Source organism: Escherichia sp. WS547, assembly GCF_046486065.1.
Lineage (GTDB): Bacteria > Pseudomonadota > Gammaproteobacteria > Enterobacterales > Enterobacteriaceae > Escherichia > Escherichia coli.
In genome coordinates this window covers 11,414-25,988 of sequence record NZ_JBJQMA010000026.1, presented here as the reverse complement: position 1 = coordinate 25,988, position 14,575 = coordinate 11,414, and the positions used below count along the sequence as shown (strand labels likewise).

Below are 14,575 nucleotides of genomic sequence, written 5' to 3'. Positions count from 1 at the left end.
TTGATAATAAGGAGAAGTGAATGAAACTCGTGCACATGGCCAGTGGTTTAGCGGTTGCGATTGCGTTGGCGGCTTGCGCAGATAAAAGCGCGGATATTCAGACGCCAGCACCGGCGGCAAATACGTCTATTTCAGCAACACAACAACCTGCTATCCAGCAACCGAATGTCTCCGGTACCGTCTGGATCCGTCAGAAAGTCGCACTGCCGCCTGATGCTGTGCTGACCGTGACACTTTCTGACGCGTCGTTAGCCGATGCACCGTCAAAAGTACTGGCGCAGAAAGCGGTGCGTACCGAAGGCAAACAGTCACCATTCAGCTTTGTTCTGCCATTTAATCCGGCAGATGTTCAGCCGAATGCGCGTATTCTGTTGAGTGCGGCGATTACCGTGAATGACAAACTGGTATTTATTACCGATACCGTTCAGCCGGTGATCAACCAGGGCGGAACTAAAGCCGACCTGACATTGGTGCCGGTGCAGCAAACCGCCGTGCCGGTTCAGGCCAGCGGTGGCGCAACGACTACTGTACCTTCGACTTCACCAACTCAGGTGAATCCGTCTTCGGCAGTTCCAGCTCCTACGCAATATTAAGCGCAGTTAACCCTCTCCGCCCGGAGAGGGTTAGTAGTTCCAGCGATAACGCTGCAAGTCGATTTGCCCGCTTCCCGATACCATCACACCTTCTGCCAGTAATGCCTGTCGTTGACGCTGTAAATCCGGTCCGGTTAGCGAAATTGTGCCGTGGCGATTAACCACCCGATGCCAGGGTAAGGTGCTGCCTTCAGGGAGACGCTTTAACACACCGCCCACCTGGCGCGCGGCGCGGGGCGATCCTGCCAGTTTCGCCACATCACCGTAAGTGGTGACATAGCCTTCGGGAATAGCGGCTACGATTTGCCAGACGCGTTGGGGAAATGAATCTTCTTTTTCCATCTTTTCTTCCTGAGGTAATTTTTCAGCATAATCTGGAAAAACGCCCGAGTGAAGTCGCATTGCGCAAGAAACCAGCATCCGGCACGCAATGGGTTGCAATTAGCCGGGGCAGCAGTGATAATGCGCCTGCGCGTTGGTTCTCAACGCTCTCAATGGGGGCTCTGTTGGTTCTCCCGCAACGCTACTCTGTTTACCAGGTCAGGTCCGGAAGGAAGCAGCCAAGGCAGATGACGCGTGTGCCGGGATGTAGCTGGCAGGGCCCCCACCCATTTCTGCCTCCCCCCGTTTCGTCAAAAAACCCCAACATGGCTAAACTTTAACCACAACTGACGTCGCAAGAATTGTCTGGCTGCGCAGTACGCTTCGGAGGTATGTCTGATGAAGTATGTTGATGGTTTTGTGGTTGCCGTTCCTGCCGATAAAAAGGATGCCTATCGGGAAATGGCTGCTAAGGCTGCGCCATTGTTTAAAGAGTTTGGCGCGCTTCGTATTGTCGAATGCTGGGCCAGCGATGTACCGGATGGCAAAGTGACCGATTTTCGTATGGCGGTAAAAGCTGAAGAGAATGAAGAGGTTGTCTTTAGCTGGATTGAATACCCCTCAAAAGAGGTCCGCGACGCTGCTAATCAAAAGATGATGTCGGACCCACGGATGAAAGAGTTCGGCGAGTCCATGCCGTTTGATGGTAAGCGAATGATTTATGGCGGATTCGAGTCAATCATCGACGAATAGGTAGCGTGACGGGCTGTGCGGCGTGCCGTCAGCCCTACAATTCACAAATGTTGCTCGGCCCAGCGTAAGAAATCTTCTTTCGGTAATGCCTTGCTGTAGAGCCAGCCCTGACCGTAGTGCACGCCATGCTGGCGTAACCACTCTTCTTGCTTACTGGTTTCGATTCCCTCCGCTACCATTTTCAGTTTCAGTGTTTTTGCCATTTCGATGATATGCGGCGTGACATTTTTATATTCCAGCGCATCAACGAAAGATTTATCGATCTTCAGAATGTCGACATCCAGATCCTGTAAATAACTTAAACTTGAATACCCCGTACCAAAATCATCAAGATAAATTTCATGGCCCGCCTCCCGGTAGCGAGAAATTATCGGGGCGCTGGTTTTCGGATCGGCAAACTCGCGTTCAGTGAGTTCAAGCGCGATCTGTCTGGGATTAACCTGATAGTGATTGATCATTTCACGCAGCAATTGCGGGATTTTTTCCGAGGTGAGCACGGTGGATTCAAGATTGATCGAAATATGCTGCTGCGGATGCTGACGCAGCCAGTCGCCCATATCTTCGAAGACGCTTCTTATAATCAGTAGCGTCAATGGCTCAGAAAGGCCCGTTTGCTGTGCCAGCGGAATAAAACTATCTGGTGACAACCAACTACCGTCTGTCTGCGGCCAGCGCGCCAGTGCCTCAGCACCGACAATTTTGCCATTGGCTAAGGAGACAATCGGCTGATAGTGCACGCAAATATCACGATTTTCGATAGCATCCTGCAGCCGATGATGTGGTGACTGGATACGGCGCAAAATACGCAGCACAAACATCGCTGCCAGCAGGCCAATCACCAACCCGAGCGGTAACCAAATAAAGACTTGCCGATGCCAGCCTTTCTGCAACATTTTCGTTGAAGCCCAGGTGATGATCGAAATATTCATTTCCGGGAAGGGCAGGATATCGTAAATGATTCCATTATTTTCGATATGCTCACCGGGTGTTTTTTGTAGTCTGGTAATAATTCCCTGAGCAATTTCATCGCTGCTGGTTATCACAACGTTATGGGCATTGCCAATAATGGCGGCATCAATTTGCCATGAGCTATAGGGAATGACATCAATAAAGGAAGCGGGGTCGATCATGACGACATAATGTGCCGTTCCCATGGCAACCATGTAACGGATAATGCCTAAATCGTTATGCGATGTTAACCAGACACGATAACCATCTTTCGAAATTTTACCTGGCTCGGGGAAGGTATCGGGCGGGCTTTCATGCTCCAGAGACGAACACTGGGGAACGTTGTTATCGATATAAACCACTTCCTGAATATAGCGATAACTGTAAGATACCCGACGCATTTCCATGAGATGGGCTTCGCTACAGGCAGCGCCTTGCCATCTTTCCAGCTCTTGCAGTGCATCTTTCCCTTGTATCGCCACCTTATTGGCCCGAATAGCGACGCGGGAGGAATAGGTATTCAGCTCTTCAATAAATGATGTTTCTACCTGCTGATGGGCCAGCCAGATGCTTAAGCCGACAGGCAGCAATACTGAAAGAATCAGTACTCCCGAAATAAGGCCGACCAGATGTCGTGTTCTCACCAGCATATCCTTATTAACACAGTGTAGAGAAAGTATATCCGATTGTGGAAAAAGGCTGGCAGGAGATAAGGAGGTAGAGCCGGTATTTCATCAAGTGATGGGTGGAAACGAACGTTGTCATTTGACCAGGCGCAGAGCTTTACGCCTGGTATGTAACTCTAACTTAAGATGTTGATTCGGCGCGAGCAAGGGTAAAAATATCGTAAAAAGACAATTCACCTTTACGGACGATCATTTTTTGCAGTTGTTCTTTTTGAACATCCGCGACACGCGGAGAGTTCAAGATGGCTTCAACCAGCGCGGCAGGTACAAAGCGCGTGTTGTACCATTCGCCGTTATAGCAAACGCGGAAATCCAGCACGTCGATATCTTCATAGCGGTAGCGTGGGTAGACATCGAAAAAGAAGAAACCATTAAGCAGGATAAATAATACAACCAGTAGCCAGACAGAGCCTGAAAGCGTTTCGGACTGCAACATCACCGCCAGGGTGGCAAAAAAAGCAACATACATACCGATAAACAGCCCCGGATGTTTACGGATAAAACTGATACTAAAGCGGGGTTTGTTGTCGCGTTTTTCGCGGGTATTTAGAGACTCAATTGTTTCGGTCAACAGGCGTTGTATTTCGGTCATCGTTTGCCTTCGTGGTATCTGCAACTTTCCAGGGAACACCCTATTTTAACGTGGGAATAGTAGAGGGAAAGTAACAGATTTACCACAATTTTGCATAACAGTTGCGAAAAGCTGGTTACAATTTTTTAATGATTCTGGCTGGATTACCGCCCACGACAACGTTGTCCGGGACATCTTTTGTGACAACTGCACCTGAGGCTACCACGACGTTATCACCAATGGTCACACCAGGGTTAATGACCGCGCGTCCGCCAATCCAGACGTTATTACCGATGGTGACGGGTTTCCCCAGTTCAGCACCGCTATTACGTGCTACAGGGTCGATGGGATGTGTTGCCGTGTAGATATGAACGCCTGGTGCCAACATACAGTTATCACCGATGCGAATAGGGCAGACATCAAGCATCACGCAATCGAAGTTGGCGAAAAAATTATTGCCGAGAAAAATGTTATAGCCATAATCACAGCGAAACGTTGACTCAATATAAGCCTCTGTCACCTGACCGAATAAATCAGCGAGAATTTGCTGGCGTAATGTGTGCTCTTCCGCCAGGGAATGATTGTATCGGTGAATAAGCTGACGAGCGCGCAGGCGATCGCGAGATAACGTCTCATCTGCCGAGCGATACAACTCACCAGCAATCATCTTTTCTTTTTCTGTGCTCATTACTGACCTCCGGTTGCTGAAAATGCGGCAACACAGTAAGACGAAAAGTCAGTGAAGAGAACGTTCCCATTACATCTGTGTGATAAAGATCACATAGGGTACGTCTTCATGGCGAAAAAGTATAAAATTCTTAATAAACAGCCGGTTATAGCTCCGAAAGCGAATTATTTATTAGCGAATAAATTTCCATACTGAGGAAGGGATCTTGTCGTACAGTTTATTCATGGTCAATTCGGCGAGGCGGTGATCTGCGGCTGAGTAAAATACCGCCAGTTCATTATCTGATAATTCGTATTTATTTTTCTCGATAACACGCTCCAGCGTGTCAATTGTCTGGCAACGACGTAAACGCATTAAATAATCGGTTTTTGTTAAAGGTTTTTCGGACATACTTCTACCCATGGTTGTAATAATTCTAACAAGATAAACTCGCAGGATTCTCTTTCGTCGCATTGACAAAACAACGGAATAGTCGATTACCTGACTTCCGCCATTTCTGAAGATCCTGCATATTAATACCATAACTGCTGAACAACATAAAGGTGTCATCCAGATATTCGTCGATCTGCTCAATGAGCTTATTGTCTTCATTATACTTAATTTTGTAATTAAGTGCGAAGGTCGCAATATGCTCAATCAGTTCATTCAACTGGAGGTTGATCGCCGAGGTTGGGTCGTTAACCCAGCCATGATTGCTTTCTTCAAGGTTTGCAAGACAGTCATGATACAGGGTTTCACAGAGAAACTTAAGCTGTGCGATATCATGTCTTTTGGGTGAGTATTCATCCATAACGCGTCCCCTTCTTAGTGGTTGAACTAACGGACACCTTTCGGGATGGAAAAAACTTACTGACCTGGACTTGCCCTCTCGTTTGTTAGCTTAACTATAAGCCACTCTTTGCAGGTTTTCATCGCATTATTACGAAAAATTACAATTAGGAAGGAATCGGGACAGGACTCATTTTTTCATACTAGCACTAACCCGCAGCAGGTAAAAGCAGTCTGCTCGAACTATTCATAACATTTCAGGATTATCGCCAGATGAAATTGGTGACACTAATACCAGGATTGCTCTGAATATGACGTAATAACCGAGGAATGAATAAAGAATTACCGCAAATAATTAAGAATAGCCTCTAAATGATTATGGATTATTAAATCTATTAGCGCTACTTAATATAAATTAACTAACAATCAGTATTTTTTATGAATTTTATGCGAGGTTAATACTGGTTTTCGTATGAGATCCTGAGTTGGTGGTTCAATGACTCCTTAATGTTCGTCGGTTATGCATAAAAAAGGCCGCTTGCGCGGCCTTAGTGATTACACGTTGTATCAATGATGATCGACAGTATGGCTGTGCTCGATATCTTCATTCTTGCGGCTAAAGCGGCGGCGAACCACCACAAAGAATACCGGAACGAAGAAGATTGCCAGTACCGTTGCGGTCACCATCCCGCCCATTACACCGGTACCTACTGCGTTCTGCGCGCCGGAACCAGCACCAGTACTGATAACCAGCGGCATAACGCCGAGGATAAACGCCAGCGAGGTCATCAGGATCGGACGTAAACGCATCCGCACCGCATCAAGCGTCGCTTCAATCAGACCTTTACCTTCTTTATCCATCAAGTCTTTGGCGAATTCGACGATAAGTATCGCGTTCTTCGCCGACAACCCAATGGTTGTGAGCAGGCCTACCTGGAAGTAAACGTCATTGGTCAGGCCACGGAAGGTGGCAGCCAGCAACGCACCGATAACCCCCAGCGGAACGACCAGCATAACGGAGAACGGAATCGACCAGCTTTCATACAGCGCCGCCAGACACAGGAACACGACAATCAACGAAATCGCGTACAGTGAAGGTGCCTGGTTGCCGGAGAGACGTTCCTGATAGGACATCCCCGTCCAGTCATAGCCAACACCGGTAGGCAGTTTGCTCGCCAGTTGTTCCATCAGCTCCATTGCTTCACCGGTACTTTTACCCGGTGCCGCCTGGCCTAAGATTTCCATGGATGGCAGGCCGTTGTAACGTTCCAGACGCGGCGAACCGTACTCCCAACGAGAAGAGGAGAACGCCGAGAACGGCACCATCTGACCATCAGCAGCACGAACATACCAGTCGCCGATATCATCCGGCAGCATACGGTATTTCGCTTCTGACATGACGTAAACTTTCTTCACACGACCGCGGTCGATAAAGTCGTTCACATAGCTACCGCCCCATGCAGCGCCCAGAGTGGTGTTAATGTCGTTGATAGAAACACCCAGCGCCTGCGCTTTTTCCTGGTCGATATCAATCTTAAACTGCGGGGTATCTTCCAGACCGTTTGGACGTACGCTGGTCAACATATCAGGGTGCTTCGCTGCTTCTGCAAGCAGCTGGTTACGCGCCTGAGTCAGTTTTTCGTGACCAAGGCCAGCCTGGTCAATCAGCTCAAAGTCAAAGCCGGTTGCAGTACCCAGTTCCACGATTGCGGGCAGGTTAAAGGCGAAAACCATCGCATCTTTGATTTGCGAGAAAGCGCGTGTTGCACGCATGGTAATCGCTTCAACTTTGTTTTCTTCACCCGGACGATCGGCCCAGTCCTTCAAGGAAACGAACGCAATACCGGTATTCTGACCACGTCCCGCAAAGCCGAAGCCGTTAACGGCGAACACCGACTCAACGTTGTTCTTTTCTTTGGTCAGATAGTAATTCGTTACCTCATTGAGCACTTTCTGCGTACGTTCCTGCGTTGCACCTGCTGGCAGCTGAACCATGGTCATAAATACGCCCTGGTCTTCATCTGGCAAGAAGGAGCTTGGCAGACGCACGAACAGATAGGCCATGCCGACCACGATGATCAGATACAGCACCAGGTAACGCCCTGTACTGCGCAGAATACCGCCTACGCTGTCGGTGTAGTGGTGCGTGCTCTTCTCGAACATGCGGTTAAACCAGCCGAAGAAGCCTTTTTTACCTTCCCCGTGATCGCCTTTGGCAATCGGTTTCAGCATGGTGGCACAAAGAGCCGGAGTCAGGATCAACGCCACCAGTACTGACAGCGCCATTGCTGAAACAATGGTAATAGAGAACTGACGATAGATAGCACCAGTAGAACCGCCAAAGAAGGCCATCGGTACGAATACCGCCGACAGTACCATCGCGATACCGACCAGAGCGCCCTGAATCTGCCCCATCGACTTACGGGTAGCTTCTTTTGGCGGCAAACCTTCTTCCGCCATAACACGCTCAACGTTTTCTACCACAACGATGGCGTCATCCACCAACAGGCCGATGGCGAGCACCATCCCGAACATTGTTAGCGTGTTTATCGAGAAGCCAAAGGCGGCAAGGACGGCAAAGGTCCCCAGCAATACCACCGGTACGGCAATGGTCGGAATCAACGTCGCGCGGAAGTTCTGCAAGAACAGATACATAACCAGGAACACGAGGATGATCGCTTCGACCAGCGTTTTAACCACTTCGTGAATAGAGATTTTCACGAACGGCGTGGTGTCGTACGGGTAAACAATTTTCAGACCTGACGGGAAGAACGGTTCCATCTTCGCCAGTTCAGCACGGATTGCCGCAGCGGTATCCAGCGCGTTTGCACCGGTCGCCAGCTTGATCCCCAGACCGGAAGCCGGTTGGCCGTTAAACTCTGCGATGATGTCGTAGTTCTCACCACCCAGCTCAATTTTCGCCACATCACGCAGCAGCACGCGGGAACCATCCTGATTCACTTTCAGCAGGATTTTGCCAAACTCTTCAGTAGAGGTCAGACGCGTCTGAGCAATAATAGAGGCGTTAAGCTGTTGGCCTTTCACCGGCGGCGTACCACCGAGCTGACCCGCCGCAACCTGGGCGTTCTGCGCTTTGATGGCGGTAATGACATCAACCGGTGTTAGTTGGAATTTGTTCAGTTCATTCGGGTTCATCCAGATACGCATCGCGTACTGTGAACCGAACAACTGAACGTCACCCACGCCCGACGTACGGCTGATGGCATCTTTCATATTCGCCGCCACGTAGTCGGAGATATCCTCCTGCGTCATGGTGCCATCGGTGTTGATAACGCCGACAACCATCAGGAAGCTGCTGGATGATTTCTCAACGCTCACCCCTTGCTGCTGTACTTCTTGCGGCAGCAACGGCATCGCCAGCTGCAGTTTGTTCTGCACCTGAACCTGCGCGATATCCGCATCAGTACCAGACTCAAAGGTCAGGGTGATCTGCACGGTACCCGTGGAGTCACTGTTAGAGGACATGTACATCAGGTTATCGATACCGTTCATATTCTGTTCGATAACCTGTGTCACCGTGTCCTGCACTGTTTTCGCATCAGCGCCGGGGTAGGAGGCGGAGATCGTTACTGCCGGCGGAGCAATCGTAGGATATTGCGCCACCGGCAGTTTGAGGATCGCCAGCCCCCCTGCCAACATGATGATAATGGCGATCACCCACGCAAAAATCGGGCGATCGATAAAGAAATTAGGCATGTCTTAACGGCTCCTGTTTAAGTTAAGACTTGGACTGTTCAGGCTGAGCACCGCTTGCGGCTTGCTGGTTATTATCAGCGGTAACTTCTTGTGCTTTTACCTGGACACCAGGACGCACTTTCTGCAGCCCACTTATTACTACGCGATCGCCTGCTTTCAGACCTTCTGTCACCAGCCACTTATCGCCAATAGCCTGGCTTGCAACGATCGGACGGGTTTCCACTTTGTCATCCGCGCCAACCACCAGTACGGTGGCATCGCCACGCGGCGTACGGGTTACGCCCTGTTGCGGGACTAAAATAGCGTTTGGATTAAGCCCTTCTTCCAGACGTGCGCGCACGAACATACCCGGCAGCAGAGTGTGATCCGGGTTCGGGAAGATAGCGCGTAGGGTGATAGACCCGGTGGTCTGATCAACGGTAACGTCAGAGAATTCCAGCGTACCGTCCTGCGGGAACTTAATGCCGTCACTGGTGATCAGCGACACTTTGGCTTTGCCGTTCTCTTGTTTCAGCGTGCCATTCGCCAGTTCCTGTTTCAGGCGCAGGAAGTCGTTGCTGGACTGGGTCACATCAACGTAGATCGGATCAAGTTGCTGCACGGTTGCCAGCGCAGTCGCCTGACCGTTCTGTACCAATGCGCCTTCCGTCACGTTCGACTTACCAATGCGACCGCTAATCGGAGAGGTAACTTTGGTGTAAGCCAGATTGATCCGCGCAGTTTCAACGGCAGCTTTCGCCGCAGTTACCGCAGCATTCGCCTGTTGCGCATCAGCCAGAGCCTGATCGTACTCTTGCTTACTGATGTACTGAGTACCGAGCAATTTCTGATAACGATTCACCGTCAATTGCGCGATATTGGCTGCAGCCTGGGCTTTCGCCAGATCGCCTTTCGCGCTGTCGTATGCCGCCTGATAGGTCGCAGGATCAATCTGATAGAGAGAGACACCTGCTTCGATGTCGCTACCTTCTTTGAAATTACGCTTCAGGATAATCCCGCTAACTTGAGGACGAACTTCTGCGATCCGGTAGGCACTGGTGCGACCCGGAAGCTCGGTTGTGATCTGCAGAGGTTCAGTTTTGACTGTTACTACGCCAACGGCGGGCATCTGCTGGCCACCTTGTTGGGCCTGTTTGTCGTCACATCCTGTTAGGGCTAAGCTGCCTGAGAGCATCAGAACGACCGCCAGAGGCGTAAACCCTCTGTTTTTGTTCATATGTAAACCTCGAGTGTCCGATTTCAAATTGGTCAATGGTCAAAAGTTAATAAACCCATTGCTGCGTTTATATTATCGTCGTGCTATGGTACATACATTCACAAATGTATGTAAATCTAACGCCTGTAAATTCACGAACATATGGCACGAAAAACCAAACAAGAAGCGCAAGAAACGCGCCAACACATCCTCGATGTGGCTCTACGTCTTTTCTCACAGCAGGGGGTATCATCCACCTCGCTGGGCGAGATTGCAAAAGCAGCTGGCGTTACGCGCGGTGCAATCTACTGGCATTTTAAAGACAAGTCGGATTTGTTCAGTGAGATCTGGGAACTGTCAGAATCCAATATTGGTGAACTAGAGCTTGAGTATCAGGCAAAATTCCCTGGCGATCCACTCTCAGTATTAAGAGAGATATTAATTCATGTTCTTGAATCCACGGTGACAGAAGAACGGCGTCGATTATTGATGGAGATTATATTCCACAAATGCGAATTTGTCGGAGAAATGGCTGTTGTGCAACAGGCACAACGTAATCTCTGTCTGGAAAGTTATGACCGTATAGAACAAACGTTAAAACATTGTATTGAAGCGAAAATGTTGCCTGCGGATTTAATGACGCGTCGGGCAGCAATTATTATGCGCGGCTATATTTCCGGCCTGATGGAAAACTGGCTCTTTGCCCCGCAATCTTTTGATCTTAAAAAAGAAGCCCGCGATTACGTCGCCATCTTACTGGAGATGTATCTCCTGTGTCCCACGCTTCGTAACCCTGCCATTACCGAATAACCCTGAATCTGACTCCAGGATTTTTCCTGGACATTTTCGTCGTTGCTATTCTGGTTCACTGCGTCGTGATATTCTTGCGGTTTGACTTTTTCAGGTCGTTCTTCAGGTTCAGAAACCTTCATTCATCATGACTATGTTCCAGTATTACAAACGATCACGGCATTTTGTTTTTTCAGCATTTATTGCTTTTGTTTTTGTCTTGTTATGCCAGAACACGGCGTTTGCGCGGGCGTCATCGAATGGTGATCTGCCGACAAAAGCGGACCTGCAGGCGCAACTTGACTCACTAAATAAACAAAAAGATCTTTCTGCTCAGGACAAACTGGTGCAGCAGGATCTGACAGATACATTAGCCACCCTCGATAAAATCGATCGCGTAAAAGAAGAGACAGTTCAGCTACGGCAAAAAGTCGCTGAAGCGCCGGAAAAAATGCGCCAGGCGACCGCGGCGTTAACAGCACTTAGCGATGTCGATAACGACGAAGAAACGCGCAAAATTCTGAGCACGCTTTCGTTGCGCCAGCTGGAAACTCGCGTTGCCCAGGCGCTGGACGATTTGCAAAACGCACAAAACGATCTGGCGTCTTATAACAGCCAGCTGGTTTCGTTACAGACGCAGCCCGAACGCGTGCAAAATGCGATGTATAACGCTTCGCAGCAGCTGCAACAAATTCGCAGTCGTCTGGATGGGACTGATGTCGGCGAGACTGCCTTACGTCCCAGCCAGAAAGTGTTAATGCAGGCTCAGCAGGCTTTGCTGAATGCCGAGATTGATCAACAGCGTAAAAGCCTGGAAGGGAACACAGTCTTACAGGATACCTTGCAAAAGCAACGGGATTACGTGACGGCGAACAGCGCCCGTCTGGAGCACCAGTTGCAGCTGTTGCAAGAAGCAGTAAACAGCAAGCGCCTGACTTTAACCGAAAAAACGGCGCAGGAAGCCGTCTCCCCGGATGAAGCCGCGCGTATTCAGGCTAATCCGCTGGTGAAGCAGGAACTGGAAATTAACCAGCAGTTAAGTCAGCGTCTGATTACCGCGACTGAAAACGGTAATCAGTTGATGCAGCAAAACATTAAAGTCAAAAACTGGCTGGAGCGGGCGCTGCAATCGGAACGCAATATTAAAGAGCAGATTGCCGTCCTGAAGGGCAGCCTGCTGTTGTCTCGTATCCTTTACCAGCAACAACAAACGCTGCCCTCGGCGGATGAACTGGAAAACATGACCAACCGCATCGCGGATTTGCGTCTCGAACAGTTTGAAGTCAACCAGCAGCGTGATGCACTCTTCCAGAGCGATGCGTTCGTCAACAAACTGGAAGAAGGTCACGCCAACGAAGTCAACAGCGAAGTTCACGATGCGTTATTGCAAGTGGTTGATATGCGTCGCGAATTGCTGGATCAACTCAACAAACAGTTGGGTAATCAGCTGATGATGGCCATTAACCTGCAAATTAACCAGCAGCAGTTAATGAGTGTGTCGAAAAACCTGAAATCCATCCTGACTCAGCAAATCTTTTGGGTGAACAGTAACCGTCCAATGGACTGGGACTGGATCAAAGCGTTCCCGCAAAGCCTGAAAGATGAATTTAAGTCGATGAAAATCACGGTGAACTGGGAAAAAGCCTGGCCTGCCGTTTTTATCGCTTTCCTCGCCGGTTTGCCGCTGCTGTTGATTGCCGGGCTGATCCACTGGCGTCTGGGCTGGCTGAAAGCGTATCAACAAAAACTGGCTTCCGCTGTGGGTTCCCTGCGTAACGACAGCCAGCTCAACACACCAAAAGCGATCCTTATCGACCTGATCCGCGCGCTGCCGGTGTGCCTGATTATTCTCGCGGTTGGTCTGATTCTGTTGACCATGCAACTCAACATCAGCGAACTGCTATGGTCGTTCAGCAAAAAACTGGCGATTTTCTGGCTGGTGTTTGGCCTGTGCTGGAAGGTACTGGAGAAAAATGGCGTTGCCGTGCGTCACTTCGGCATGCCGGAACAGCAGACCAGCCACTGGCGTCGGCAAATTGTCCGCATCAGTCTCGCGTTGCTGCCTATCCATTTCTGGTCTGTGGTGGCAGAACTTTCCCCGCTGCATCTGATGGATGATGTGCTGGGGCAGGCGATGATTTTCTTCAACCTGCTGCTGATTGCCTTCCTGGTATGGCCGATGTGCCGCGAAAGCTGGCGTGATAAAGAGTCGCACACCATGCGACTGGTCACCATTACCGTGCTGTCGATTATCCCGATTGCGTTGATGGTGCTGACCGCCACGGGTTATTTCTACACCACGCTGCGTCTCTCCGGGCGTTGGATTGAAACCGTTTATTTGGTGATCATCTGGAACCTGCTGTACCAGACAGTACTGCGTGGCTTAAGCGTAGCGGCGCGGCGTATCGCCTGGCGTCGTGCGCTGGCGCGTCGGCAGAATCTGGTGAAAGAGGGCGCAGAAGGTGCCGAACCGCCGGAAGAACCCACCATTGCACTGGAGCAAGTTAACCAGCAGACGCTGCGTATTACCATGTTGCTGATGTTTGCGCTGTTCGGTGTCATGTTCTGGGCAATTTGGTCCGATTTGATCACCGTGTTCAGCTATCTCGACAGCATCACGCTCTGGCATTACAACGGCACTGAAGCTGGCGCTGCGGTGGTGAAAAACGTCACCATGGGCAGTCTGTTGTTTGCGATTATCGCCTCAATGGTGGCCTGGGCGTTGATTCGCAACCTGCCTGGTTTGCTGGAAGTGCTGGTGCTCTCGCGACTGAATATGCGCCAGGGCGCGTCGTATGCCATTACTACCATCCTTAACTACATCATTATTGCCGTTGGTGCGATGACGGTGTTCGGATCGCTGGGCGTCTCTTGGGATAAACTCCAGTGGCTGGCGGCAGCATTATCCGTAGGTCTTGGTTTTGGTTTACAAGAAATTTTCGGTAACTTCGTCTCCGGTTTGATCATTCTGTTCGAACGTCCGGTACGCATTGGCGATACGGTAACCATTGGTAGCTTCTCGGGGACGGTAAGTAAGATTCGTATTCGTGCGACAACGATTACCGATTTCGATCGCAAAGAAGTGATCATCCCGAACAAAGCGTTTGTTACCGAGCGTCTGATCAACTGGTCGTTGACTGACACGACTACGCGTCTGGTGATCCGTCTCGGCGTGGCCTATGGCTCCGATCTGGAAAAAGTGCGTAAAGTGTTACTGAAGGCGGCGACTGAGCACCCAAGGGTGATGCACGAACCAATGCCGGAAGTTTTCTTTACGGCGTTTGGTGCCAGCACGTTGGATCATGAGCTGCGTCTGTATGTGCGTGAACTGCGTGACCGTAGCCGTACTGTCGATGAGCTGAACCGTACTATCGATCAGCTGTGCCGTGAAAACGATATCAACATTGCCTTTAACCAGCTTGAAGTGCATCTGCACAACGAGAAGGGCGATGAGGTGACGGAAGTCAAACGCGACTACAAAGGCGACGATCCGACACCAGCGGTAGGGTAAGGACAATAAAGGGCGACAGTGATGCCGCCCTTTAT

General features: G+C 50.0%; 12 protein-coding genes and 1 other RNA gene. 5 read left to right on the top strand and 8 right to left on the bottom strand.

Annotated features, from left to right (window positions below; genetic code table 11):
• Window positions 1–20: 20 nt before the first annotated feature.
• Window positions 21–593: a YbaY family lipoprotein gene (locus ACJHWK_RS19730; RefSeq protein WP_000779831.1), complete on the top strand. Its 573-nt coding sequence runs from the start codon at window positions 21–23 to the stop codon at window positions 591–593.
• 30 nt (window positions 594–623) lie between these two features.
• Here the strand turns inward: ACJHWK_RS19730 and ACJHWK_RS19725 are convergent, their stop codons facing one another.
• Complete coding sequence (locus tag ACJHWK_RS19725) at window positions 624–935, bottom strand: MGMT family protein (RefSeq protein WP_000409911.1); 312 nt, start codon at window positions 933–935, stop codon at window positions 624–626.
• 162 nt (window positions 936–1,097) lie between these two features.
• Between ACJHWK_RS19725 and ffs the strand changes: the two genes are divergently transcribed.
• Both ffs and ACJHWK_RS19715 read left to right on the top strand, forming a co-directional pair.
• Window positions 1,098–1,194: signal recognition particle sRNA small type (gene ffs, locus ACJHWK_RS19720), an RNA gene on the top strand.
• A gap of 119 nt (window positions 1,195–1,313) precedes the next feature.
• Window positions 1,314–1,667, top strand: coding sequence for a DUF1428 domain-containing protein (locus ACJHWK_RS19715; RefSeq protein WP_000878140.1), 354 nt, complete (start codon window positions 1,314–1,316; stop codon window positions 1,665–1,667).
• 41 nt (window positions 1,668–1,708) lie between these two features.
• Here ACJHWK_RS19715 and pdeB read toward each other — a convergent pair whose 3' ends face one another.
• The 7 genes from pdeB to acrA form a co-directional block, all read right to left on the bottom strand.
• On the bottom strand, window positions 1,709–3,259 hold the full coding sequence (pdeB, locus tag ACJHWK_RS19710) for a cyclic-guanylate-specific phosphodiesterase PdeB (protein WP_001577872.1): 1,551 nt from the start codon (window positions 3,257–3,259) through the stop codon (window positions 1,709–1,711).
• Between the two features lie 163 nt (window positions 3,260–3,422).
• Window positions 3,423–3,893: a YlaC family protein gene (locus ACJHWK_RS19705; RefSeq protein ID WP_001490888.1), complete on the bottom strand. Its 471-nt coding sequence runs from the start codon at window positions 3,891–3,893 to the stop codon at window positions 3,423–3,425.
• A gap of 115 nt (window positions 3,894–4,008) precedes the next feature.
• Window positions 4,009–4,560 (bottom strand): maltose O-acetyltransferase, encoded by a 552-nt coding sequence (gene maa / locus ACJHWK_RS19700; protein ID WP_001522034.1) that lies wholly within the window; start codon window positions 4,558–4,560, stop codon window positions 4,009–4,011.
• 171 nt (window positions 4,561–4,731) lie between these two features.
• The gene (locus tag ACJHWK_RS19695; protein WP_001291435.1) at window positions 4,732–4,950 is read right to left on the bottom strand and encodes an HHA domain-containing protein; all 219 of its coding nucleotides are present in this window, start codon (window positions 4,948–4,950) and stop codon (window positions 4,732–4,734) included.
• 25 nt (window positions 4,951–4,975) lie between these two features.
• Entirely contained in the window at window positions 4,976–5,350 is a 375-nt protein-coding gene (tomB, locus tag ACJHWK_RS19690; RefSeq protein WP_000344800.1) for an Hha toxicity modulator TomB, read from the bottom strand.
• Window positions 5,351–5,895: 545 nt separating this feature from the next.
• The gene (gene acrB / locus ACJHWK_RS19685; protein WP_001132480.1) at window positions 5,896–9,045 is read right to left on the bottom strand and encodes an efflux RND transporter permease AcrB; all 3,150 of its coding nucleotides are present in this window, start codon (window positions 9,043–9,045) and stop codon (window positions 5,896–5,898) included.
• A 22-nt stretch (window positions 9,046–9,067) separates the two neighbouring features.
• Window positions 9,068–10,261, bottom strand: coding sequence for a multidrug efflux RND transporter periplasmic adaptor subunit AcrA (gene acrA / locus ACJHWK_RS19680; protein ID WP_001295833.1), 1,194 nt, complete (start codon window positions 10,259–10,261; stop codon window positions 9,068–9,070).
• A gap of 141 nt (window positions 10,262–10,402) precedes the next feature.
• Between acrA and acrR the strand changes: the two genes are divergently transcribed.
• Together acrR and mscK are read left to right on the top strand one after the other, a co-directional pair.
• The gene (acrR, locus tag ACJHWK_RS19675; RefSeq protein WP_000101736.1) at window positions 10,403–11,050 is read left to right on the top strand and encodes a multidrug efflux transporter transcriptional repressor AcrR; all 648 of its coding nucleotides are present in this window, start codon (window positions 10,403–10,405) and stop codon (window positions 11,048–11,050) included.
• A gap of 127 nt (window positions 11,051–11,177) precedes the next feature.
• Window positions 11,178–14,540 carry a mechanosensitive channel MscK gene (gene mscK / locus ACJHWK_RS19670; RefSeq protein WP_000177742.1) on the top strand — a complete coding sequence of 1,121 codons (3,363 nt, stop codon included), beginning with the start codon at window positions 11,178–11,180 and terminating at the stop codon, window positions 14,538–14,540.
• The last annotated feature ends 35 nt before the right edge of the window (window positions 14,541–14,575 follow it).